At 61.5% G+C, this 25,072-nt stretch carries 18 protein-coding genes; 7 read left to right on the top strand and 11 right to left on the bottom strand.

Features of this window, described 5'->3' with window-relative positions; translation table 11 throughout:
- Positions 1-30: 30 nt before the first annotated feature.
- Positions 31-1,284, bottom strand: coding sequence for a serine hydroxymethyltransferase (glyA, locus tag ASB58_RS02210; protein ID WP_083725374.1), 1,254 nt, complete (start codon positions 1,282-1,284; stop codon positions 31-33).
- Positions 1,285-1,408: 124 nt separating this feature from the next.
- The gene (locus ASB58_RS02205) at positions 1,409-5,212 is read right to left on the bottom strand and encodes an EAL domain-containing protein (protein WP_118129195.1); all 3,804 of its coding nucleotides are present in this window, start codon (positions 5,210-5,212) and stop codon (positions 1,409-1,411) included.
- A gap of 228 nt (positions 5,213-5,440) precedes the next feature.
- On the opposite strand from ASB58_RS02205, the gene ettA reads away from it, so the two are divergent.
- The 3 genes from ettA (at position 5,441) to ASB58_RS02190 (ending at position 9,120) form a co-directional block, all read left to right on the top strand.
- Positions 5,441-7,105 carry an energy-dependent translational throttle protein EttA gene (ettA, locus tag ASB58_RS02200; protein ID WP_083725369.1) on the top strand — a complete coding sequence of 555 codons (1,665 nt, stop codon included), beginning with the start codon at positions 5,441-5,443 and terminating at the stop codon, positions 7,103-7,105.
- Positions 7,106-7,266: 161 nt separating this feature from the next.
- Positions 7,267-8,604, top strand: coding sequence for an NADP-specific glutamate dehydrogenase (gdhA, locus tag ASB58_RS02195; RefSeq protein WP_118129194.1), 1,338 nt, complete (start codon positions 7,267-7,269; stop codon positions 8,602-8,604).
- Positions 8,605-8,763: 159 nt separating this feature from the next.
- The gene (locus ASB58_RS02190) at positions 8,764-9,120 is read left to right on the top strand and encodes a PilZ domain-containing protein (protein ID WP_118129193.1); all 357 of its coding nucleotides are present in this window, start codon (positions 8,764-8,766) and stop codon (positions 9,118-9,120) included.
- 185 nt (positions 9,121-9,305) lie between these two features.
- Here ASB58_RS02190 and radA read toward each other — a convergent pair whose 3' ends face one another.
- Positions 9,306-10,676: a DNA repair protein RadA gene (gene radA, locus ASB58_RS02185; protein ID WP_096003366.1), complete on the bottom strand. Its 1,371-nt coding sequence runs from the start codon at positions 10,674-10,676 to the stop codon at positions 9,306-9,308.
- 143 nt (positions 10,677-10,819) lie between these two features.
- Between radA and ASB58_RS02180 the strand changes: the two genes are divergently transcribed.
- From ASB58_RS02180 to ASB58_RS02165, 4 genes are all read left to right on the top strand, one after another.
- Positions 10,820-11,587 carry an EAL domain-containing protein gene (locus ASB58_RS02180; RefSeq protein WP_202974579.1) on the top strand — a complete coding sequence of 256 codons (768 nt, stop codon included), beginning with the start codon at positions 10,820-10,822 and terminating at the stop codon, positions 11,585-11,587.
- Complete coding sequence (gene pap / locus ASB58_RS02175) at positions 11,584-13,038, top strand: polyphosphate:AMP phosphotransferase (RefSeq protein ID WP_118129191.1); 1,455 nt, start codon at positions 11,584-11,586, stop codon at positions 13,036-13,038. The genes ASB58_RS02180 and pap overlap by 4 nt, the downstream gene beginning before the upstream one ends.
- An 87-nt stretch (positions 13,039-13,125) precedes the next feature.
- Positions 13,126-13,536, top strand: a complete 411-nt coding sequence (mscL, locus tag ASB58_RS02170; protein WP_096003363.1) for a large-conductance mechanosensitive channel protein MscL — start codon at positions 13,126-13,128, stop codon at positions 13,534-13,536.
- Positions 13,537-13,611: 75 nt separating this feature from the next.
- Positions 13,612-14,736 (top strand): methyltransferase, encoded by a 1,125-nt coding sequence (locus ASB58_RS02165; protein ID WP_118129190.1) that lies wholly within the window; start codon positions 13,612-13,614, stop codon positions 14,734-14,736.
- A gap of 3 nt (positions 14,737-14,739) precedes the next feature.
- Here ASB58_RS02165 and ASB58_RS02160 read toward each other — a convergent pair whose 3' ends face one another.
- The 8 genes from ASB58_RS02160 to ASB58_RS02125 all read right to left on the bottom strand — a co-directional run bounded on the left by ASB58_RS02160 (position 14,740) and on the right by ASB58_RS02125 (position 24,738).
- Positions 14,740-14,877: a DUF2256 domain-containing protein gene (locus ASB58_RS02160; RefSeq protein WP_118129189.1), complete on the bottom strand. Its 138-nt coding sequence runs from the start codon at positions 14,875-14,877 to the stop codon at positions 14,740-14,742.
- On the bottom strand, positions 14,874-16,418 hold the full coding sequence (locus tag ASB58_RS02155; RefSeq protein WP_118129188.1) for a cryptochrome/photolyase family protein: 1,545 nt from the start codon (positions 16,416-16,418) through the stop codon (positions 14,874-14,876). Before ASB58_RS02155 ends, ASB58_RS02160 begins: the two co-directional genes overlap by 4 nt.
- Complete coding sequence (locus tag ASB58_RS02150) at positions 16,415-16,729, bottom strand: DUF6482 family protein (RefSeq protein ID WP_118129187.1); 315 nt, start codon at positions 16,727-16,729, stop codon at positions 16,415-16,417. The genes ASB58_RS02155 and ASB58_RS02150 overlap by 4 nt, the downstream gene beginning before the upstream one ends.
- Before the next feature lie 71 nt (positions 16,730-16,800).
- Positions 16,801-17,301 (bottom strand): TIGR00645 family protein, encoded by a 501-nt coding sequence (locus tag ASB58_RS02145; RefSeq protein ID WP_096003358.1) that lies wholly within the window; start codon positions 17,299-17,301, stop codon positions 16,801-16,803.
- Between the two features lie 383 nt (positions 17,302-17,684).
- Positions 17,685-20,108, bottom strand: coding sequence for an ATP-binding protein (locus tag ASB58_RS02140; protein ID WP_118129186.1), 2,424 nt, complete (start codon positions 20,106-20,108; stop codon positions 17,685-17,687).
- A gap of 453 nt (positions 20,109-20,561) precedes the next feature.
- The gene (locus ASB58_RS02135; RefSeq protein WP_202974578.1) at positions 20,562-21,464 is read right to left on the bottom strand and encodes a uroporphyrinogen-III synthase; all 903 of its coding nucleotides are present in this window, start codon (positions 21,462-21,464) and stop codon (positions 20,562-20,564) included.
- A gap of 146 nt (positions 21,465-21,610) precedes the next feature.
- The gene (locus ASB58_RS02130) at positions 21,611-23,068 is read right to left on the bottom strand and encodes a DUF3336 domain-containing protein (protein WP_118129185.1); all 1,458 of its coding nucleotides are present in this window, start codon (positions 23,066-23,068) and stop codon (positions 21,611-21,613) included.
- Positions 23,069-23,118: 50 nt separating this feature from the next.
- Positions 23,119-24,738 carry a wax ester/triacylglycerol synthase family O-acyltransferase gene (locus tag ASB58_RS02125; RefSeq protein WP_118129184.1) on the bottom strand — a complete coding sequence of 540 codons (1,620 nt, stop codon included), beginning with the start codon at positions 24,736-24,738 and terminating at the stop codon, positions 23,119-23,121.
- Positions 24,739-25,072 lie beyond the last annotated feature (334 nt).

The following is a 25,072-nucleotide window of genomic DNA, read 5'->3' as shown; positions in this document are numbered from 1 at the left end:
TCGTGGGTTTTTACTAGAGCCTGTGTAGGTTCAGGCGCCGTAAACCGGCAGGCGAGCACAGATGGCCTTGACCTGCTCACGTACGCGATCAACCACGGACTCGTCGCCCATGTTGTCGAGAATATCGCAGATCCAGCCCGCCAGCGCTTCGCAGTCGGCCTCAACAAAGCCGCGCGTGGTTACCGCAGGGGTGCCGATACGCAGACCGGACGTCACGAACGGAGAGCGCGGGTCATTCGGCACGCTGTTCTTGTTGACGGTGATGTAGGCGCGACCCAGAGCAGCGTCGGCGTCCTTACCGGTGATGTCCTGCTTGATCAGCGACAGCAGGAACAGGTGGTTCTGAGTGCCGCCGGACACCACGTCAAAGCCGCGTTCGACAAATACCTTGGCCATGGTCTGTGCGTTCTTGACCACCTGCTGCTGGTAGGTCTTGAACTCGGGCTGCAGTGCTTCCTTGAAGCAGATCGCCTTGGCCGCAATCACGTGCTCCAGCGGGCCACCCTGGGCGCCCGGGAACACAGCGGAGTTCAGTTTCTTTTCGATCTCTTCATTGGCGCGCGCCAGGATCAGGCCACCACGCGGGCCACGCAGGGTCTTGTGGGTGGTGGTGGTGACGACGTCCGCAAAGGGCACCGGGTTCGGGTAGACACCGGCGGCAACCAGACCAGCAACGTGGGCCATGTCAACGAACAGGTAAGCACCTACCTTGTCAGCAATGGCGCGGAAACGGGCAAAATCCAGCACCTGAGAATAGGCACTGAAACCGGCAACGATCATCTTCGGCTTGTGTTCGACCGCCAGACGCTCGACTTCGTCGTAGTCGATCAGGCCCTGGTCGTTGATGCCGTACTGCACAGCGTTATAAAGCTTGCCCGAGGACGACACGGAAGCACCGTGGGTCAGGTGGCCACCGTGCGCCAGGCTCATGCCCAGAATGGTGTCACCCGCCTGCAGCAGCGCCAGGTAAACGGCCGCATTGGCTTGCGAACCGGCATGCGGCTGCACGTTGGCGTAGTCGGCGCCGAACAGCTCCTTGGCACGGTCAATGGCCAGCTGTTCCACAACATCAACATGCTCGCAGCCACCGTAGTAGCGCTTGCCCGGGTAGCCCTCGGCGTACTTGTTGGTCAGTACCGAGCCCTGAGCCTGCATGACTGCCGGGCTGGTGTAGTTCTCCGAGGCAATCAGTTCAATGTGCTCTTCCTGACGCACGGCTTCCTGCTCCATGGCAGCCCAGAGATCAGCATCGAATGTGGCAATATCGTTGGAACGGCTAAACATGTAACGGCCCCCTGCTAGGTCGTTCGGATGAAAAAGAGGCGGCATTTTAACGCAAGCCCCGCCTGCTGGCACTTGAAAAGCGCTCAGCTGCCAACAAATTACGCTCAACCGGCGGCGTAGACAGTCAGCGGGCCTGCTGCAACCAGCGCTGGCGAAACTCGTCTGGGCTTACCGGCCGCCCCAGATGGTAGCCCTGTACCTCATCACAGCCAAACTGGCCGATCAACGCGAATTGTTCAGCGGTTTCTACCCCCTCTGCCAACACCCGCAAATCCAGGCTGCGGCCCATGGCAACAATCGCTTCGGCCAGCCGCGCATCCCGGCTGCCCGGATGCATGCTGTGGATAAAGCCGCGGTCAATCTTCAAGGTGTCGATCGGGAAGTCGCGCAGATAGTTGAGCGCCGAGTAGCCGGTACCAAAGTCGTCGATCGCGATGTGCATACCCTTGCGCTTGAGCGCCTCCAGCGTCTGCATGGTGGCGTCGATGTTACGCAGCAGGATACTTTCGGTCAGTTCCAGTTCCAGTAACGACGGTGCCAGCCCGTGACGCTCGAGAATGGTGACGATCTGACTGGCCAGCTCACCATCATCGAACTGCATCGACGACAGGTTGACCGCCAGACGCGGCAGGTGCAGCCCTTCAGCCTGCCAGGCAGCCGTCTGCCGGGCCGCTTCCTCCAACACCCACTCGCCCAGCGTACCAATCAGCCCCAGTTCCTCAGCGATGGGTACAAACTCCGCCGGCGACACCCGGCCTCGCTGGGGATGCTGCCAGCGCAGCAACGCCTCGGCGCCGGTCAGCCGGCCATCGGCACAACTGAACTGGGGTTGATACGCCAGCTCGAATGCCTGCTCCTGGACGGCACGGCGCAGGTCGTTTTCCAGCGCCAGCCGCTCCAGCGCGCGGGCGTTCATGTCGCTCTGGTAGAATTGGAAGGTGTCCTTGCCGGACGCCTTGGCATGGTACATCGCGGTGTCTGCATTCTTCAGCAGGATGCTGCTCTGCTCACCGTCTTGCGGATAGAAGGCAATGCCGATACTGGCACTGACAAAGAAGTCCCGTCCCTGCAGGACAAAGGCCGGCGCCAATGCTCGCAGGACCTTTTCGCCCACATGCATGGCAGCCGAGAGCGCCACTTCGCGGTCCGCCAGACCGGTCAGCAGCAGCGTGAATTCATCGCCCCCCATGCGAGCGACGGTGTCGCTTTCACGCACACAGCCACGCAGGCGATGAGCTACGTCGATCAGCACCTGGTCACCGGCAGCATGGCCGAGACTGTCGTTGATCGGTTTGAACCTGTCCAGATCCAGAAACAGCACTGCCACCCACTCGTCACGTCGCGCGGCCAGCTGCAAGGCGGCCTGCAGCCGGTCCTGAAACAGGGTGCGGTTGGCCAGCCCGGTCAGCACGTCGTAGTAAGCCAGGCTTTCAATACGCGCCTCGGTTGCCTTGCGCTCGCTGATGTCGACAAAAAAGCAGACATAGCTGACCAGGTCACCGTCGTTGTCATGTACCGCGGAGATACCCGCCCAGGTCGGAAAGCCCTCACCGTTGCTGCGTTGCTGCCAGAGCTCCCCTTCCCAGCGACCCTCGCTGTACAAGGTACGGAGAATCTCGGCGTAAAACGCCGACTCATGCTGCTGACCGACCAGCATCGCAGGCAACTGATCAATAACCTGTTCCGCCGAGTACCCGGTGATTCGGCTAAAGTTTTCATTGACCTGCGCAATGTACCCCGCCGGGTCCGTCACAACGATAGCGCCGGTGGTGTTCTCGAATACCGTTGCCGCCATGCGCAGGCGGTTCTCGGTACGCCGCTGCTCGCTGATGTCCCGCGCCAGGCCAAGCAAGCCCAAAAAGCGGCCCTGCGCGCTCCACATCAGCGACACACGCACCTCCAGCGGGCACTTCAGGCCGTCCGCCTTGATGCAATCAAAGGTGATCTGGCGGTGATAGCCCTGACGCCGCAGGACCTGGATACGCTCCGGCGCGTGTACCTGCTCGCGCAGCTCGGCCCGAATGGACGCCATGAAGTTGTCAAAGCGCTCATCGGCCAGCACCTCGCGGGACGCCGGACTGAGCATAAAGGCAGGGCTGTAGCCCAGCAGGCGCTTCACTGACGGACTGATATAGTCTGGCTTGAAGTCGCTGTCGGTGGACCAGACGATATCGGCAATATTTTCCGTCAGCAGGCGGTAACGGGCTTCGGAGCGCTGAATGACCTCACTGGCCAACGTCTGCTGATGAATATCCCGGACAAAACCGATGACCTGCTGCACGCGGCCGTCAGGCGCGCGCTTGAACACCTTGGAGCTGATACTGAACCAACGCCAGCCAAGATCCCGGTGGCGCCAGCGCACCTTCCACTCCAGCATCTGGCTATCACCCATCACCTGCTGCAGGCGACGATTGAAAGCCATGTATTCCCGGTCATCCGGATGCAGCAGCAGATTGCGGTAGTCAGCCCCCATTTTTGCTTCTTCTTCGCTGCTGTAGCCCAGCATGCTGGCCAGCGTACGGTTGCTGAAGACAAAGTCGCCGGTGCCCATCCATTTGGTGTCACGAATATAGATAAGGTCTGGCAAGGCACGCACCACCCCCGCCCAGAACTCGCGGCTTTGGCGCAGCACCAGCTCGGCCGAGCGCCGCTGGCTGAGGTCGGTAATGCTGAGGGTAACGGCGTGCAGGCAATCGACATCAGCTGGCAGCCGCATGACCATCCAGACATAGGCAGTACTGCCGTCGGGGGCGCGCAACGGGGTTTCCACGTCGAAGCGTTCATCGCCGTTGACCAACGCCAGCACCAGTTGATAGCGCGCTCCACCGGGCCGCAACCGACTCTGGCCGCGCAGCAGCGTCTGCAACGCATCAATGCTCGGCAAGTGCAGCAGATCCAAAGCGACCTGGTTGGCTTCCACCACCCGGACCTCGTCCAACAGCTGCCCATGGCGTTGCGGGTTGGCTTCCAACCAGGCATCCAGTTGTTCGACATTGAATATGCCCTCGCGCAGCAGCATCTGTTTGAGCGCGACCAGGTCGATCACGCACAGGGCCATATCCACATTCTGAAAGACATCCTGATAACGCCGCTCGGTATCGAGCATGCTGCGCAGCGATTGATCCTGGCGCTCCTGCAGCTGACGGGTGGTACGCGACTGCCGCCCCAACAACCACAAGGCACTCATCAGCACCAGCAGGCAAATCGACAGCAGCCCGACCTTGCCCAGCAACACGGGCGCCATCAGGTGGGCGTAATAATCCGGCTCGACCAGACCGCGCACCTGCCACAAGGTGCCACTGACCGGCGCGCTGAAGGCCACCTGCGAGCGCTCCTGAGCGGTCACGGCCGTGTTACCCAGATAGGACGCGCGTTCCTGTTGCTGGCGCACCAGCACCCGGGCTCGTCCGGTGTCTTCGAGCAGCCAGATGTACCCCTGACCGGTACGCGAGGCCACCAGTGAGGAGAGCACACGCTCGTCCATGCTCAAGATCCAGAAGCGCCCCGGCTCCTGACTGGCCAGCGTCCAGAACAGACGATTACGCTCGGCGCTGGAGTCAAGTCCAAAGGTCTCGCCACCCAACTGCAAGCGGCGGGCGGTTTGCACCCACGGCTCGCGAACATCGCGAGGCAGCCGGTCCGGATGCACCAGATGAACACCGTGTACGCCAGGCAGCAGTTGCTGCACCGCCTGCAGGCGCGTATCGGCCGAGCGCGAATCAAGGGCATCAAGGAGAAAGATCAGGGCATTGGAGCTGGTCGCCAGGTTCAGCGCCAGTTGATCGGCAATCAGCCAGACCGACTCCTCGACCAGCACCTGGTGCTGACGCTGCAGCCCCTGGTAGTCCGTGCGCGTCTGCCAGGCCAGCAGCGCCATCAGCAGCAGCGCCGCCACCGCAAACATCACCACGCCGAGGTGGGTAGGCATGACAGCGTCAGAGCCCTTTACCCGTGCAGGCGGCAACCTGTTTTTTTTGTTGTTATCCAAGGTAGTCACTTTTCCGGTCGCAATCGATCAGCCTGCTGCACGTTGCAGACAGGCTCTGAGCGGGGTTCAGGGTTTGCCCTGAAACGCCAGTTAGGCTAGCCTTGCCACCACATTTCGCCAGCCCCGGCGAAGCCTTTCGCACATTCCCATTCAACAGGTTCTGCCACCATGGCTCAATACGTTTATAGCATGCACCGGGTCGGGAAAGTCGTCCCCCCGAAGCGTCAGATTCTCAAGGACATTTCATTGTCCTTCTTCCCGGGCGCCAAGATCGGCGTACTAGGCCTCAACGGCGCAGGTAAATCCACCCTGCTGCGCATCATGGCCGGTGTCGACACCGAAATCGAGGGCGAAGCTCGCCCCATGCCCGGCATCAAGGTCGGTTACCTGCCGCAGGAGCCGCAGCTGGACGACAGCAAGACCGTGCGCGACATTGTTGAAGAAGCCGTCAGCGAGATCAAGAACGCCCAGGCCCGCTTGGACGAAGTCTATGCCGCCTATGCCGAGCCCGATGCTGATTTCGATGCACTGGCCGCCGAGCAGGGCAAGCTGGAAGCCATTTTGCAAGCCGCCGACGGTCACAACCTGGAGCGCCAGCTGGAAGTGGCCGCCGACGCCCTGCGCCTGCCGGCCTGGGATGCCAAGATCGAACATCTGTCCGGTGGTGAAAAGCGCCGTGTAGCCCTGTGCCGCCTGCTGCTGTCGGCCCCCGACATGCTGCTGCTGGACGAACCGACCAACCACCTGGACGCCGACTCCGTCGCCTGGCTGGAGCAGTTCCTGCACGACTTCCCCGGCACCGTGGTGGCCATTACCCACGACCGTTACTTCCTCGACAACGTCGCCGGCTGGATTCTCGAGCTGGATCGCGGCCAGGGCATCCCGTTCGAAGGCAACTACTCCCAGTGGCTGGAATCCAAGGCCGCTCGTCTGGCCTCCGAAGCCAAGCAGGAAGCCTCCCACGCCAAGGCCATGAAGGCCGAGCTGGAGTGGGTACGCCAGGGTGCCAAGGGCCGTCAGGCCAAGTCCAAGGCCCGTCTGCAACGCTTTGAAGAACTGCAATCGCAGGAATTCCAGAAGCGCAGCGAGACCAACGAAATCTACATTCCCGCCGGCCCGCGTCTGGGTGACAAGGTCATCGAGTTCAATGGCGTGACCAAGGGCTTTGGCGATCGCGTACTGATCGACAACCTGTCATTCGCCGTACCCAAGGGTGCGATTGTCGGCGTGATCGGTGGTAACGGCGCCGGTAAATCGACCCTGTTCCGCATGATCACCGGCAAAGAGCAACCCGACAGCGGCACCATCGACATTGGTGAAACCGTGCAGATCGCCAGCGTCGACCAGAGCCGCGACAACCTGGACGGCAACAAGACCGTGTGGGAGCAGGTATCCGACGGCTTCGACCAGATCAAGGTCGGCAACTACGAGATGCCATCACGTGGCTACGTGGGCCGCTTCAACTTCAAGGGCTCCGACCAGCAGAAGTTCGTCAAGGACCTGTCCGGTGGTGAGCGCGGCCGTCTGCACCTGGCCCTGACCCTCAAGCAAGGCGCTAACGTACTGCTGCTCGACGAACCGTCCAACGACTTGGACGTTGAAACCCTGCGCGCACTGGAAGAAGCCCTGCTGGACTTCCCGGGCGCAGCCATCGTGATCTCGCACGATCGCTGGTTCCTCGACCGTATCGCCACCCACATCCTCGCGTACGAGGACGACTCGCAGGTAACCTTCTTCGAAGGCAACTACACCGAGTACGAGGCGGACCGCAAGAAGCGCCTGGGTGATGCAGCCGCGCAGCCGCACCGCGTGCGTTACAAAAAGCTGGCCTGAGACTGCTGAGTGTCAGCGGCTCGCCTGAGCCGCTGACATGGCGCACCAAAAACAAACACAATTACACAACATAATTTTCCGCGCGCACCATTCCTGTGCACGCAGTGCTCTGGTAGGTTTACACTTTTCCGCCCTGAACGTATAAAAAAGTGACCCCAGACATGACTCCGACCCTGGCTGCCTGCCTGACCGAACTGAAGCTCCGCGATCCCTACCAGCCAGAATTCCATCAAGCGGCCGAAGAGGTGCTGAGCACCCTGTGGCCCTTCCTGGAAGCCAACCCCAAGTACCTGCGTGCCGGTATCATCGAGCGCCTGATCGAGCCTGAGCGGGTGATCCAGTTTCGCGTCTGCTGGGTCGATGACCAGGGCGTGGTCCGGGTCAACCGCGGCTATCGCGTACAGATGAACAGCGCTATCGGCCCGTACAAGGGCGGCCTGCGCTTCCACCCGTCGGTCAACCTTGGGGTCCTCAAGTTCCTCGCCTTTGAACAGGTATTCAAGAATGCGCTGACCAGCCTGCCGCTGGGCGGTGGCAAGGGCGGCTCGGACTTTGACCCCAAGGGCAAAAGCGACGGCGAGATCATGCGTTTTTGCCAGGCCTTCATGACCGAATTGTCGCGCCATATTGGTGCAGACCTGGATATCCCCGCCGGCGATATCGGTGTTGGCGCCCGTGAAATTGGCTACCTGTATGGCCAATACAAGCGCCTGCGCAACGAATTTACCTCTGTGCTGACCGGCAAAGGCATTGCCTACGGCGGTAGCCTGATCCGCCCGGAAGCCACCGGCTATGGCTGCGTCTATTTTGCCGAGCAAATGCTCAAGCAACGCGACCAGCAGATAGAAGGCAAGCGTGTGGCGATTTCCGGCTCGGGCAATGTCGCCCAGTACGCAGCGCAGAAAGTGCTGGAACTCGGCGGCAGGGTCATCTCCGTGTCCGACTCCGGCGGCACCCTGTACTACCCGGACGGCATGACGCTGGAGCAATGGGATGCGCTGATGACTCTGAAGAACGAGCAGCGTGGCCGCCTCGACGCCCTGCACGGTGACCGCTGCGAGTTTATCGCTGGCCAGCGCCCCTGGCACCTGCCCTGCGACATCGCGCTACCCTGCGCCACCCAGAACGAGCTGGACGCCGACGACGCGCGCAGCCTGATCGACAACGGCTGCATTGCCGTGGCCGAAGGGGCCAACATGCCCAGCACACTGGAAGCCGTTGACCTGCTGCAGGAACACCGCGTGCTGTTTGCGCCGGGCAAGGCAGCCAATGCGGGCGGTGTCGCGGTCAGCGGCCTGGAGATGAGCCAGAACGCCATGCGCCTGCATTGGAGTGCGGGCGAGGTAGACGAGAAGCTGCACGGCATCATGCAGTCGATCCATGCCGCGTGCGAGCACTACGGCAAGGACGAGGACGGCCATATCGATTACGTTCGCGGCGCCAATATTGCCGGTTTCGTCAAAGTGGCCGACGCCATGCTGGCACAGGGTGTGGTCTGAAAAAGCAGCTATAGTAAGGAAAGCACAAATCAATTCCGCACGCCCTCCGGACGAGCTCAAGCAGGCCAACACAACACGTCCGCGGCCTGCCTGGCCGCCAGGTCGCATGTGGACTTGATCCGCGCTTTCGAATAGCCGTCCCAGTGACAGGAGCCGACCATGCACGATGATCGCCGCCGCTTCAGCCGCGTCCCCTTCGACGGGCATACCTTGCTGCAGCAGGATGACTGGTGCATTACCGTGCAACTGGTGGATGTTTCTCTGCGGGGCCTATTGCTGCTGGAACCCGATGAGTGGGATGCGCAGCGCTCGCGCGCGCCCTTTATCGCCCTCATCGAGCTGGCCGGCGCCAACCAGATTCGCATGGAGGTCACCCTCGCCCACGCCGAGGAAGGCCTATTGGGGTTCGAATGCCAACACATCGATCTCGACTCCATCAGCCACCTGCGCCGCCTCATCGCCCTCAACCTGGGTGATGAGGCACTGCTGGAGCGTGAGTTGGGGGCGTTGCTGTAGGCGGCGGCGAGCGCCGCAGCTGCAAGCCTCAAGCCTCAAGCCTCAACAAGCTGAGAGAGCCTCTGCCCCAGCGACTAGCCCCGGGGGCTTTTCCTCCAGCTTTTCGCTTTTCGCTTTTCGCTTGTAGCTTGTAGCTTGCAGCTTGCAGCTTGCAGCTTGCAGCTGTAGCAGCGGCTAGGCCGCTGCTACTCGAATATCGCCGCCAACGCCTGATCCAATCGGGTCACCGCGATGACCTGCATCCCCTTGGGTGACTCCTTAGGCGCATTGGCCTTGGGCACGATGGCGCGGGTGAAGCCGTGCTTGGCGGCTTCCTTGAGGCGCTCCTGGCCGCTGGGTACTGGGCGAATTTCGCCCGAGAGGCCCAACTCGCCGAACACCATCAAATCCATCGGCAGAGGCCGGTTGCGCAGGCTGGACATCACCGCCGCCAGCAACGCCAAGTCAACGGCAGTCTCCAGCACCTTCACTCCGCCCACCACGTTGACGAACACATCCTGGTCGTAGGTCGCCACGCCACCGTGGCGGTGCAACACCGCCAGCAGCATGGCCAGTCGGTTCTGATCCAGGCCAAGGGTCACCCGCCGCGGATTGCCCAAATGGCTGGTATCGACCAGCGCCTGCACTTCCACCAGCATGGGGCGTGAGCCCTCCCAGGTGGCCATCACCACGCTACCCGGAATCGGCGCGTCATAGCGTGACAGGAAAATCGCCGAGGGGTTGGCGACCTCCTTCAGACCCTTGTCGGTCATGGCAAACACGCCCAGCTCGTTGACCGCACCAAAGCGGTTCTTCACGGCGCGCAGCATGCGGTAGCGACCATCAGCCTCGCCTTCGAAATACAGCACGGTATCGACCATGTGCTCCAGTACCCGCGGGCCCGCCAGCGAACCCTCCTTGGTCACATGCCCGACCAGAAAGATCGCCGTACCGCTTTGCTTGGCATAGCGCACCAACAGCGCGGCACTTTCACGCACCTGAGCCACGCCGCCTGGTGCAGACTGCAGCTGCTCGGTAAAAATGGTTTGAATCGAGTCCACCACCATGACTTTGGGCTGCTCATGCCGCGCAGTCGCGACAATGCTTTCAATGCAGGTCTCGGTCATCACCTTCAGCTTGTCCTCCGGCAACCCGAGCCTGCGGGCACGCATGGCGACTTGCTGCTGCGACTCTTCACCGGTGACATACAGTGCCGGCATGCTCTGGGCCAGACGGCACAGGGTCTGCAGCAAGATGGTGGACTTGCCGATCCCGGGATCACCGCCAATCAGCACCACAGAACCGCCTACCAAACCACCGCCCAGCACCCGGTCCAGCTCCGAGGAGCCGCTGGCCTGACGCGGCGTTTCTTCGGTGGTTACTTCGGCCAGGGTCTTGATCTGCGCCTGCTGGCCGGTCCAGTTGCTTGAACGTGACGAACTACCGCCCGTTGGCGTGGTGTCCACCACGGTCTCAACCATCGAGTTCCAGGCCTGGCACTCTGGACATTGCCCTGCCCACTTGGAAAACGTCGCACCGCACTCGGTGCAACCGTATACGCGTTTTTGTTTGGCCATATCGGTCTCAACATGCTTTGCTTGCATCGTGCCATACTGGCAACCTAAGGTCTGTCGCCAATTCGGGCGGCAACGTAACACTGTGCACTGTCGCCCATAAAGACTGACAAGAGGCAGCGAGTCAGTCGTAAGGATCCGATACCATGACGAGCGAATCCCCATCCCCGCCACCCTGCCGTGCGTGCACAGAGCGCCCCGCTCTGCCCTTTGAATTCAGCATGGCCTTTCAGCCGATTGTCGATGTGCGCAACCGCAGCCTGTTTGCCTGCGAGGCGCTGGTACGCGGCACCGACGGCAGCGGCGCCGCCGCCATTCTGGCACAGGTGACCGACGACAACCGGTATCAATTTGACCAGGCCTGCCGAGTTAAGGCCGTCGAGCTGGCCGCTCGCCTGCAGTTATCCTGCTACGTCAGCATTAATTTTCTGCCCAACGCCGTCTACGAGCCGGCGACCTGTATCCGCGCCACAATGGAAGCTGCCAAGCGCTACAATTTCCCGCCGGAGCGCCTGCTGTTCGAGGTAACGGAGGGAGAGCAGGTCACCGATCACGATCATCTCAAGAGCATTCTCGGCGAATACACCCGCCGGGGCTTCAAGACCGCCATCGACGACTTTGGTGCTGGGTACTCGGGTCTGAACCTGCTGGCCGAATTTCAGCCCGACATCATCAAGCTGGATATGGCGCTGCTGCGCAACATTGACCGCGATCCGGTTCGTCAGGCCATCGTGCGCGGCATTCTCGGCGTCTGTCAGGCGCTCAGTATCGAGGTCATTGCCGAGGGCGTTGAGACCGTCGCCGAGCTGACCTTCCTGCGCGACATAGGCGTCTACCTTTTCCAAGGTTACCTGCTGGCCCGCCCGGCCTACGAGCAAATCCCTGAGGTTGACTGGTCAAAGGTGCCGGCATGAGCGACAAGGACCACCACCGCAAACGCAAGGCAGAACGCGAGGCCCTGCGCGAAGAGCTGCTCGAGGCCCAGTTCGAGCTGCGCACCCTGCAGCATGGCTCGGTACTGCTGCTGATCAGCGGTAACGACTTTGCCGGCAAGGCCGAGATTATTCACAGCTTTTACGAATGGCTCGACAACCGCTATCTCAACACCCGTGCCTTTGCCCTGCCCAAAGGGGTGGAGCGCCGCATGCCGAGGCTCTGGCGCTACTGGCGCACCCTGCCGCCAACGGGCGAGCTGGGTTTCTACCTCGGCTCCTGGTACCACCAGCCACTGATGCGCCTGAGCCGCGGCCAGATGAGCATTCCTCGCTTTACCGCCCAGATGCAGCAAGTTCTGCGCTTTGAGCGCCTGCTCAACGACGAAGGCATCATTCTGGTCAAGATCTGGCTGCATCTGACCGATGACCAGCAGGGCAAGCACCAGCGCATCGACCCGGCCCTGCTGAAGCAGACCGTCGCCATGCGCGAGTGGGGCGATTTCAGCGCGGCCGATTACGAGAAGGTACGCGAAGGTGCCCGGCTGATGACCGAGCTGACCTCCACCCAGGGCGCGCCCTGGATTCGCGTGCCCGCAGCGGACCCACACGAACGCGACCAGCGCATTGGCCAGATCGTGCTCGAGGCCATGCGCCAGCGCCTGGCCTGCGAGCCGGCACCACGACCAGTCTATGGCTGGCAGCCAGCCCAGCGCGACTATCTGGGCCAGCTGGACTACAGCCTGGCGCTGGACAAAGATGACTACCAAGCGCAGCTGGAAACCTGGCAGACGCGACTGCGCGAGCTGATCCAGCACCCACGCTTTGCCCGCCGCTCGCTACTACTGGTATTCGAGGGCAGCGACGCGGCCGGCAAGGGCGGCACTATCCGGCGCATCACCCAGTGCCTGGACCCGCGTATTCTGCGCGTACACGGCACCAGCGCACCCACCGACGAAGAGCGCCGCATGCCCTATCTCTGGCGCTTCTGGCGACGCATTCCGGCACCGGGCAACGTGGTGGTCTTCGACCGCAGCTACTACGGCAGGGTACTGGTCGAGCGGGTCGAGGGCTTCTGCGAAGCCCCCGATTGGCAACGAGCCTATGGCGAAATCAATGATTTCGAGCAGCAACTGAGCGATAGAGGCACCCTGGTGATCAAGTTCTGGCTGGCGATTACCGAAGAGGAGCAACTCAAGCGCTTCAAGGCCCGCGAGGAGTCCCCGGTCAAGCGCTACAAGTTGACCGAGGAAGACTGGCGCAATCGCGAGCGCTGGCCTGACTACGCGCAGGCGATGAACGACATGGTCGAACACTGCTCCACGCGCCAAGCCCCCTGGCACCTGATTCCAGCAGAGAACAAACGCTACGCGCGCATCCAGGCGCTGCGCATCGTCTGCGAGACCCTGACTGATGCACTGAAAGAGCACTGAGCACGCGACATATAACGCTTGGTATGAACGCCGGCAGCTGGCTATGATCAAGGCACGCCAACGGGGCGTCAGACAAGGATTACAAGCATGAAGCTGCTGAGCGAATTCAAGACCTTTGCAATGCGCGGCAATGTCGTCGACATGGCCGTGGGTATCATTATCGGCGCCGCCTTTGGCAAGGTCGTCTCCTCTTTCGTCAACAACATCGTGATGCCGCCACTGGGCGTGCTGATCGGTGGCGTCAACTTCAACGAGCTGTCGATCGTGCTCAAGGAAGCCGAAGGAGAAGCCGCTGAAGTCGCCATTGGCTACGGCCTGTTCATTCAAAGCGTGGTGGACTTCATCATCATCGCTGCCGCCATCTTTGTTGCCGTACGTGTGATGAACAGCCTGAAGAAAAAGGAAGAGGCAGCGCCCGCCGCCCCGCCAGCGCCGTCGAAGGAAGAAGTACTGCTGAGCGAGATTCGCGACCTGCTGAAAGACCAGAAACAGGCCTGAGGGCCGCCACCCGGAGCGGGGCACCGCCCCCGCTCGATGCTATACTGCCGCCCCCGTTCAACGCACTGGCCCGCCATGCTCTCCTGCACCACGCCCTATGGCACGCTGCAATTGCAGCGCTACCCCGCCACCCGCGATACCGCACTTCAGGCCTTTGATACTGCCGACCTGTATCTGCTGCAACGCGTGCAGCAAGAGCCAGAGAGCGACCAGCCACTGCTGGTGATCAACGACAGCTTTGGCGCCCTGGCCTGCGCACTGGCTGCAGCAGGCAAGACAGTGCACAGCTGGGGTGACTCCTGGATGAGCTGGCGGGCGCTGCAGAGCAACCTCGCAGCCAACGGGCTGGGCAGCGACGCCGTGCAGTTTTTCAACAGTACCGAGACACCCACAGCTCGCTATCAGCAGGTATTGCTGCGTATCCCCAAGAGCCTGAGTCTGCTGCAGGACCAGCTGCAACGACTGCGTCCGCTGCTGGCTGATCAGGCACTGCTGCTGGCTGGCAGCATGATCAAGCACCTGCCGCCCAGCGCCGGAGACCTGCTGGCTGCGCACATCGGCCCTTACCAGGCTTCGCTCGGCTGGAAAAAGGCTCGCCTGTTGCAGTGTCAATACGACCCATCCCTGCAGCCTGCCATCCGCGACCTGACCAGCCATTACCCGCTGGAGGGCACAGACCTGCAGCTGCGCAACCGCCCCGGCGTGTTCTCCCGCGAGAAGCTGGATATCGGCACCCGCGTGCTGCTGCCCTGTATTCCTGCCGACCTGGGCGAAGCCCGGGTGGTTGATCTGGGTTGCGGCAATGGCGCGCTCGGCTTGCTGGCTGCCCAGCGCAATCCGCACATACAACTCACCTTTATCGACGAGTCCTGGGCGGCGGTGGCCTCGGCGCGCGACAACTTTGCCGCAGCCTTTCCCGGGCGCAACGCTCACTTTGTCGTCAGCGATGGCCTGAGCGAGGCCACAACGAACAGCGCAGACCTTATCCTCTGCAACCCGCCCTTCCACCAGCAACAGGTGGTCGGCGACCAGATCGCCCGACGGCTGTTTCGCCAGAGCCACCACGCGCTCGCCCCGAGCGGCCGACTGCTGGTGGTAGGCAACCGCCATCTGGGCTATCACCAGACACTCAAGCGCTACTTTGGCACCGTCGAGCAAGTGGCAGCGGCGCCCAAATTCATCGTGCTGGCCGCCAGCTGAGCATCAATTGCGGCGCGTTCGTCGGCAGCGTTCCGAGCAGTATCGCACCTCATCCCAGCACAAAGCCCACTTGCGCCGCCAGTTGAAGGGGCGGCCACAGACCGCGCAGACCTTCTGCGGCAAGTCGCCCTTGCGCCTCATAAAGCCTCGCCCGCGTCCAGCCGCGCCAGCAGGTGCTCACCCCAGTCCCACAACGCCTGCTGCTTCGCCTCTGGCATGCGCTGCAGATTGCGGTACACCAGCCCCATGCGCGGGTTACCGCGCAGGTGCTCACGGTGGCGCATGATGAAATGCCAGTACAACGCATTGAACGGGCACGCCTTGGCCCCGGTCTGCTCGCTGGCCTTGTAGCGACAGCCCGTGCAATAGTCGGACATGCGCTTGATATATTGGCCGCTGGCACAATAGGGCTTGGAGCCAAGAAACCCGCCGTCAGCGTGCATCACCATGCCCAGCGTATTGGGCAGCTCTACCCAGTCAAAGGCGTCCATATAAACCGCCAGATACCAATCACAGATCTGCGTGGGTTCAACCCCCGCCAGCAGGGCAAAATTGCCCGTCACCATCAGCCGCTGAATATGGTGAGCGTAGGCATGTTCGAGGGTCTGACCGATGGCCTGCTGCATGCAGCGCATGCGGGTCTGGCCGGTCCAGTAGAACTCGGGCAAGGCGCGCTGGTTGCCAAAGGCGTTACGCTCGGCATACTCCGGCATCATCAGCCAGTAGATGCCCCGCACATACTCTCGCCACCCCAGAATCTGGCGAATGAAGCCTTCCGCCGCGTTCAGCGGAATGGCCCCGGCCTGCCAATCCGCCTGGACGTCCAGACAGACGCGCCTTGGGTCCAGCAACCCAATGTTCATGGCCGCGGCAATGCGGGCGTGGAACAACCAGTGCTCATCAGTCGCCATGGCGTCCTGATAATCACCGAAGCAGGCTAGTGCGTGCTGACGAAAATGCTGCCACAGGGCATCCGCGTCTGCATGCGTCACCGGGTAGTCGAAACCGTCCAGCCCGCCGTAGTGGCCGCCAAAGTGTTCACGCACCAGCCCCTCGACGTCACGGGTTATGCGGTCTGCGGGAAAATGCGCCTGCGCCGGCGCTCTGGTACCACGCGGCAGCGCTTTGCGGTTATCCGCATCAAAATTCCAGGCACCACCCTCCGGCTCGCCATCAGGCGTCATCAACAGGCCGCTTTCTCGGCGCATCTCGCGGTAGAAATACTCCATGCGTAGTTGCTTGCGCCCATCAGCCCAGCGAGCAAAGCGCTCCTTGCTGCAGAAGAAGCGCGTATCAGCACGCAATTCAAGCTCGGGCCAGTCGGACTGACGCTGACAAAAGCGCTCCAGCAACCGCCACTCCCCCGGCTCGGTCAACAGGATGCTATCTGGCTTGTATCGCTCACGGGCACGCGCCAGCTCACCGTGCAGGCTACCGGTGTTAGCGGGGTCATCCAGGGTGATGTAATCAACGGTAAAACCCTGCTCGCGCAGATACCCGGCGAAGTGGCGCATGGCCGAGAGGATAAACAGGATTTTCTGCGGATGATGGGGGACGTAGCGCCCTTCTTCGGCCGCTTCGACCAACAGAATGCAATCGCGCTGCGGATCGGCGTCACGCAGGCTGCTGATCTCCGGGTCCAGTTGATCACCCAGCAGCAGCACCAGGCGGCGCACACTCACGGCCGGAGTGGCAAACGCAGCCGCATCGCCCCCTGAGCTGCCGCCGGGCTCAAGGGATCGCCGGCGCACGCCTCATCGGCAACATTCAGGTGTACCAGATCAATGCTCGGCCAGGCCAATTCCTTGAGCGCCCGTCGCGCATCGTCCAGCGAGCGGAAGTGCCGCGGCTTTGCCACACCCTCGTCGCACAGCAGCGCGGTATGACCGTCGATGCGGGCCTCAACCAAATACAGGCTGCCTTCCTGAGACAGCAGCGATAAACGCTGCAGCTGGCCCTCACGCGCGGCGCTATGCAGTTCTTCCAGGGTCATGGCTATGCCTCCAAAAACCTATACAGAGACTATACACCACGATCAAAAAAGCAACAAAATTATACAGACAATCAGTCGTAGCTCTTGTCTTTGGCTAGCTTGTCCAGCAGGCCCATGGCAAAAGCCGACACAACAAAGGTCAGGTGAATCACGACGTACCACATCAGCTTGTCGTTATCGATGTTGGTCGCGTTCATGAATACCTTCAGCAGGTGGATCGAAGAGATGGCAACGATGGACGCTGCCACCTTCATTTTCAGCGAACCGGAGTCCATCTTGCCCAGCCAGCTGAGTTTCTCCTTACCTTCGTCGATATCTAGCTGGGACACAAAGTTCTCGTAGCCGGAGATCATGACCATGACCAGCAAGCCACCGACCAATGCCATGTCCACCAGCGAGAGCACAACCAGAATCAGGTCAGCCTCGGCGGTTTCAAGCAGGTGCGGAGCCAGGTGAATGAGCTCCTGGAAGAACTTGACCGCCAGGGCCAGCAACGCGAATGACAGGCCAAAGTAGATGGGCGCCAGAATCCAGCGCGCCGAATACATCATGTTTTCCAGTAAACGTTCCATAAACAATAGTGCCTCGTGTAGATAACTCATGGTCAGAGCAGTTGTGCACAGTATCTGTGGATAAGTCTGTGTGCAGTGGTCTGATAAACCGCCCTGTGCCTTATAAACTCGGCGACTTCGGCAAACAGTGCGTTTTTTGCACAACGGTTACAGCAGCCGCGTCTTTTACTCTTCGCAGGCTTGCAGCCCAGCCCATATGCCGCCTCTGGCTTGACCGCAAGCCAATCAAAACTCAGATGAACAAGCCCGCGTCAAGCTACAAATGCGCCCACGCGACGCCCCGTCGCAGCAGCGCGGCGCAGCCAAAGCTGTGGATAACCCTGTAGACAGAACCCCGTGAACCGCACCAGAGCAGGTGCGGCGCGAGACATAGTGGCCTTTTGTCACTTACCCTCGGCGTCGGCCTGTTCCCCGTCTTCATCCTCTTCGCGATCCCGCTCGGCGATTTCGGCCAACCGCGCGACCACCAGGGCGTTGATGCTGCCCTCGGTAAAGTCACCCTCGGCGTTCAACTCACCGGCCGGCGCACCCGCCAGCAATGCCAGCGCCTGATCAACGCAGGACACGGCATACACGGCGAACTCACCAGCACGCACCGCCTGCAATACCTCTTCATCCAGCATCAGGTTAGGCACGTTGGAGCGCGGAATGATAACCCCTTGCTCCCCGGTCAGGCCACGGGCCTGGCACAAGCGGAAGAAGCCCTCGATCTTCTCGTTAACGCCTCCCACCGCCTGCACCTCGCCGAACTGATTGATCGAGCCGGTAATGGCAAAGCACTGTTTGAGTGGCGTGCGAGAGAGCGCAGAGATCAGGGTGCAGACTTCACCCAGCGAGGCGCTGTCGCCATCGACATAGCCGTAGGACTGCTCCAGCGCAATGCTGGCGGAGATCTCCAGCGGGTATTTCTGCGCATAGCGGCTACCCAGAAAACCGGTGAGAATCATCACCCCCTTGGAGTGAATCGGCTGGCCGAGGTTGACCTCGCGTTCAATGTCCACAATACCGCTGCCGCCCGGATACACGGTGGCGCTGATTCGCGCTGGCAAGCCAAACACCGAGTCGCCAACTTCCAGTACCGTCAGGCCGTTGCATTTGCCAACGGCTGCACCGTCGGTGTCGATCAGGATCACGCCGGACACCATGTCCTCACGAATACGCGCACTGACCCGGCCGGTACGCGTTTCCTTGGCCCGCAGGGCGCGCTCGATGTGCGCGGTATCGGTCAAAGGGTCACCGGCCAGCTGACGCAGAAAATCAGCCTCAGCCACCAGCTGGAAAATGTCACTGATACGCGCCGACAGCCGCGCCTGGTGCTCGGCCAGCCGGGTACTGTAAGTCAGCACTCGCGCCACAGCCGCGGCGCTGAGCGGTGCCAGCCCCTCCTCCGAGGTACGCGTCTTGAGCAACTGCGCCATGCCCTCGACACTGTCGGGTGTGCGCGGCAGGTCCTCGTCGAAGTCGACCAGCACGCGAAACATCTCCTGAAAATCCGGATCCAGGTCCTGCAGGGCGTAATAGACCTGCCGTGAGCCGATGATCACGACCTTGAGGTTCAGCGGCAGCACCTGTGGCGTCAGAGTGACCGTCGCCAGACGCCCCATGTCCGCCCAGGGGGACTCCATCTTCAGCTGCCGTGAGTGCAGCGCACGCTTGAGCGCATCCCAGACAAAGGGCTCACTCAGCAGCTTCTCCGCTTCAAGCAGCAGATAGCCGCCGTTGGCCCGGTGCAGAGCACCGGAGCGGATGTGGCGATAGCTGGTGACCAGCGCGCCCTGCTCCGGTGAGTATTCGATCCGGCCAAACAGGTTGTCGTAGGACGGATGCGGCTCGTGCACCACGGGCGCACCGCCATTAGTCGCATGGCCAACGATCAGACTGGGGCAGTACTGCTCGGTCAGCAGCTGCTTCTTGTAGGCGTCCGGCCGGCTCTCCAGCGCGCGCTCCTCAACCAGCTGATCAATCACCGTCTTGAGCAGGTTCTGACGCATTGCCTGCAGGTAGTCGCACACCGCCTGGTTGCCACTATAGGCTTCCAGCAGCGGCTCCAGCAGTGGCTGCAGCGCGTCGGTGATGGTTTCCTCGTTCAGCTCACGCAGCTGGTTGCTGGATTCGCGCTTCCACTGCGGCAGGCTGGAGAGCTCCTCGTTGAGGTTTTCTTCCAGGGCAGAGATGTCTGCATGAAAGCGGTCGCGCTCCTCTTCGGGCAACTGGGCAAACTCGGCTTCATCCAGCGCCTTGCCTTCTTTCATCGGCGTAAAGGCGATGTTTTGCGCGTCGCGGTAGAGCGCGATGCTCTTTTCCAGCGCCAACCGCTCGACCGCATCCAACGCCCGGTCATAGCGCTGATTGAAGGCGCGGTCGATGGCATTTTTCTTCTGCTGATAAGCCGGGTGCTCAAAGGCCGCAGGAAAAGTCGCCAGCAGGTTGTCGATCAGCGTTTCGATGGTTTCGATCAACTGCCCGGCGGAGCCTGGCGTCAAGCTGATCACCCAGGGCTCGCGCGGCTCGTCGAAGTTGTTGACGTAGACGCAGTCTTGCGGGGTTATCTGGCGCTTGGCCTCGGCCTGCAGGTAGCGTTTGACGTAGGAGAAGCGGCCGGTGCCCGGCTCGCCCATTACAAAGACGTTATAACCGGGCCGGCTCATTGCAACGCCAAACTGCAGCGCCTCAACGGCCCGCTCCTGGCCAAGAATGCCGCGGAAGGGTTCCAGGTCGTCGGTGGTGGCAAAGCCAAGGTTATCGAGATCGATGGGGGCGGTGAGCTGTTCGGGAGTCAGGCGCAGTGCGGCGGGTTCGGTGGTCATCCAGCGTCCTTGGTGCTATGGCGTGAGCAAAACCGCATTGTTGCCCCAGCATTTGCGCGTGACAAGAGGCGATAGATACAGAGTCGAAAAGCGCGGCGCGAACCACAGAGCAACTGATCTTCTTTCATTACGCCTACATCAAGTCAGCTTTTCGCCTTCACGGCGAGCCAAGGGGGGCTGCTTGCCCAGCCCCCTTGGCGATCCCCCGGGGCACCCGACTACGCAGCCCTTCGGGTTCGCTGCGTTGCTCGGTCTGACGGGGAGCGGCAGAACTCGTCGCTCCGCTCCTCAGACATGCTGCCGCTCTTTTTCCCGCCAGCCCTGCGCTACTCGCCCGCGTAAACGGGACAAAACCCGGTGCACGCTCCAGCATCCGCGCACTCGGCAGACCACACTGTGCAGTACCTTTACGCGCTATCACAACATTCCACAAAAACCCGCCTTTAACCCAGATCAGCGCGTGCCCAGCACCTTCACCAGCTCGCGCACCAGCGGCTTCATAAAGAAACTGCTTTCGGGCATCAGATCTACCTGCACGCCACAGGCAGTCAGCTCGTCGGCCACCACCGGTCCGACGGCAGCCACCTTGATGCGGCCCAGCGCAGACAACAGTGCCGCCTCGCCCTGCTCACGCCGCTTGGCAATCTGCAGCAGGCGGCGCACCTGGGTGGCGCTGGTGAAGGCGATGGCATCTACCTCGGTCGCCAGCAGCGCATCAATCAGCGCGTCGACCTGTGCATCCTCCACATCATCAGCATAAATGTAGGGTGCTACAGTGCTGACCTCGGCACCGGCGCCGACAAGAAACTCCACCAGCCGACGGTTTGGATCAGTGCCGTAGAGTTGCACGCCGATACGCTGACCGCGCAGATTCTCGTCCTTGAGGGTCTCGATCACGCCTTCGGTGGTCGGCGACACCGCAACCTGGTCTGCCTTGAGCCCCACCTTGCGCAGCGCCGCTCCCGGCTTGGGGCCACGGGTCAGCTTGGGAATCCGCTCCAGCGCGGCAATAAAGTCTGCCTGCAGGCTGCCGCCCTGCCGCTCGGCCAGCGCCAGCATGCGCCGCAAACCCTCGCCCGTCAGCAGAATCAAACGGTCAAACGGATGGCTGATCAGCGTGTGCATCCAGGTCAGCACTGGCGCCGGGTCAGGCGCGTCATGGATCGCCACCAGCGGACAGCGCAGCACATCCGCACCACGCTTGATCAGCATGTCGGCAAACAGGTCGAGTTCACGACTCTCGGGCAGCGCAATACGGCGGCCGGCAAGCGGCAGGTCTTCAGAGGTCATGGCAGCATCTTCACGTTCAAAGTTCATCGCGGCATTGTGCGCAGAGCCGCGATGAATGAAAAGCATGATGTACATCCACCATCGTCGGCAAGCGATGGGCCATGCCTGCGCGAACGCCGGCGTAGCACCCGACGGCCACAGCATGCTGTGGCCCTACGCTACATCTGCCAACCCTACGGGGCGGAAAAACATACAACCACAATGTACCGGCGCTACTTCTCCCAGCCCCGGGTGTGCAGGATGCTGTCCAGGGTACGGCTGACGGCGGTGCAGTTTCGCACCATCTCGACCTTCTCCCAGGCTGAGCGCTCGCCCTCGTGAATCAGGCGGTGCATGGCTTCGCGCGTGGGCGGCGCCAGCAGCCGCAGCGGATGATCCCAGCGGTTGCGCAGGAAGATGTTGATGTCGGCGGTGTACTCCTGCGCGAGTACGCCATAGGTCAGGTGCTGCATCAGGTTGATGACCGGGCTCTTGATACGCACGTTGTCACGCGTAAAGCGCATGGCCTCGGCAGCCCCCAGTTTCAGAAAACGCGCCTGAAAATGCGCCAGGTTGCGCAGTCGACTGCGCGGCGCATCCGGATCCGGGGTGATCGCCAGCGCCGCCGGGTTGGTCATACTGGAAATAAAGTGATTTACGCCATACAAGCGCGCCAGGCGCTTGGCGGGCAGGTCATCGGCAAAGGAGCCGTCGATCCACTTCATGCCCGGCAGATACGGCACTGTCTCACCTGAGGCGTTGCGGCACATCAGGGTCACCGGCGGATAAATGCCATAGATGGCGCACGAGGCCATCACCGCCGAGCGGATCAGCACGTTAGGCGAGGTAATGGCGTTTAGCAGACGCGGCGCCTGCTGAGTCGACAGGCCGGTGACCGTAATGTTGAGCTTGCGACCGGTCAGCTCGAAGGCCTCCTGAAAGGTCATGTCAGGAATGATCTTCGCCAGGTAATCGCGCAGGTTGTCCACGTCCATCGCGCGACTGCCGCCAAACAACGTCAGCGAGGGGCGAATGGCGCTCGTCTCTTCTACTTCGTGATGCAGGTTATCCAGGCTCAGTCGCTCGCGCAGTTCCTCATCGGGGTGGGTGCAGGCGGTTGCCGCCAGAATGGACCCGGCGCTGCTGCCGGAAATGATCTCCGGCAGCAGGCCCTGATCAAACAACGCCTTGAGCACGCCGGTGTGAAAAAAGCCCAGCACCGCCCCACCGCTGAGCATGAGCGCCGTACGACCATTGCAGTGGCTGGCGCGCAGGAAGAAGTCTTGCTTCTCGGCCAGCGGGATAATCTCGTCGTCGACCTCGTTCAGGTCGTTCAAGGCACCACACAGCTCGTCAATGTAGCGGGTGATCAAGTTCTTGGTGCCCAAACGCGCCTTGTTATAGAGCGACGGCTTGCCGATACCACCCAGGTTGCCGTGCACCCCCTCATTAAGCACAAACAGCAGCTGGTGCCAGTCCTTGCGAAAGCGCAGGTCCCGCAATATGTCCAGGCGCTGGCGTATCGAGCGGTAGTCGTAGCTTTCGCAGGCGTCATCCTGCTTCCACTCGTCCAGCCCTTGCTCGTGATCCCAGGCCGCAGCCAATTCGCTCCACTGCGCGTAATCCTCGGCCTTCTCCATGGATTGCAGCAGCGCCTTGCTCTTGCCTCGCTGAAATAAACTAACCGCCATACGATACTCCCCCGGCACCCTGAGTGCCGCCACAGTGCGATTGATCAGGTTCAGGCTGCGCCGGCCGGCTTGGCACTGGCGGCGGCAGATCCGTCGCCGGAGCGACTGGACGCCTTGCGTCGGCGCCCGGCTTGCCGGGCTGTCTCAGGCTGTGCGGCCGGCGATTCGGCGGCCGGCGTCCCGGCGGTCGGCGCGTCTGCTCCTGGCTTACGCGTTTCCAGCAACACCGGCTCTGCGGCTGCGGCCTTTTCCAGCTCAGCCAGCAAAGCGCGGTACTCATCGGTAGACGCTGCCATGCAGGCGATGTACTGATCCATATCAGGCATCATCTTGCGGTCAGCCAGCACACCGAGATTCAGATCGTCATAAATACCGGTCAGGCAGTGACTGACACCCATGCCATCGCATACGGGCGCAATGGGAAACACATTGACGATCTTGGCGCCGGCAAAATAGCGGGGCTGCAGACCGGGAATGCCGGGCACGTTGGTGATCAGCGTGTTGATCAGCGGCATGACGCCCGCCAGACGCGCTTTGTTCTGAACCCAGGCGCCGAGCGCGCGCATGTAGGGCGGAATCATGTCGCCCACCGCATTATTCAGGTCACAGAGCACGTCTTTGGCCAAAGGCACGCCACGTGCTGTGCGCCGGCGGACGGCAGCCAGGCGATCTGTCGCATCGGCCATATCGGTGCCGATACCGATAAACATTGCCGAGATCAGGTTGCCGCAATCCTTCATGGCTTCGGTTGGCCGCACCGACACCGGACACATAGACACCAGCGACTCATTGGCCGGCAGCTGGTTGTGGTGCATCAGGTAGCGCCGCATGCCGCCGCCAATAATGGCGATAACCACATCATTCAGCGTGGCACCCGGGCACAGCTGCCGCATGCGCTTGAGCTCGGGGATATTCCAGGTCAGAGCACCGTAGGCGCGATGGGGCGACACTTGCGCGTTGAACAGGGTGCGCGGCACCCTGCGCTGCTCGGGCTGGGCCTCGTCGCGCAAACGACGGACCAGGTCGAAGCTCTTGCGCCCGACCACCCAGCCGGCCCGCAAACTGCGGAACGTCTGCCCCATCATGCGCGGCGTAGTGCGCGCCCACATCTCCAGCCGGGTTGGCGCGCGCTCAGCGACCTCTACCCGATCACGCCGACCGTATTCGTGCTCAGCCGTCTCCTCCATCATGGCGGTGGTCAGCTCCAGGCTGGCCTTGCCGTCCACATAGGCATGGTGAAAGCGAATCAGCACCGCGAAGCTGTTCGGCGGGATGCCGGGCACATTATTGACGCCCTCAATGATGTAGATCTCCCAGGGCGCGCGCTCCATATCGACGCTGCGCGACATGGTGCGAGCAGTAAAGATGCACAACTGACGCCAGTCACCCGGCTGCGGCAACCCCACGTGCCGAACGTGGTACTCCAGATCAAAGTTTTCGTCATCCAGCCAGTACGGATCATCCAGCTGGAAAGGAGCCTGCTCGAGACGGCGACGAAAGTAAGACGTCGTGTTCAGGCGATCGGATATGTACTGCAGGATTTCCTTGTGCCGCACCAGCCCGCCTGGCGCACTACTCTGATCACACAACCAGAGACTGCCGATCATCATCGGCTGGTTTGGCGCCTCAAAGTAGAAGAAATGGGAATCCATTGGGGTCAGTTGTTTCATGGTCGACGTCCTCAATACCAGTTGGGTGTACGCGCGACGGTTCAGGCGACCGCAACGCACAACGGAATCGAGCACCAGACGAAACTGCGCATCCGATGCAGGCAGGGAAAGAGACTCTTATTGTAGAAAAAAAGAGAACAGCCCTGAGTTGATCCAAAACAAGATAATGCAATTCTGTGACCATTGAGTCACAGCCATAAAAACAGATCAACACACAATATTCACGAGGGTCTGAAAGCACCTTTCCAGACAGCTGCAAGCCATCGAAAGATGAGTCAAAAAACAAAAAAGATTCAGCTTCCGCGCGGCAACCGCACCAGAAAAAGCCCCGCGG

The organism is Pseudomonas abyssi, from assembly GCF_003444685.1.
Classification (GTDB): Bacteria; Pseudomonadota; Gammaproteobacteria; order Pseudomonadales; family Pseudomonadaceae; genus Halopseudomonas; species Halopseudomonas abyssi.
The sequence above is the reverse complement of the archived record's forward strand: the minus strand, read 5'-3'. Positions and strand labels throughout refer to the sequence as shown.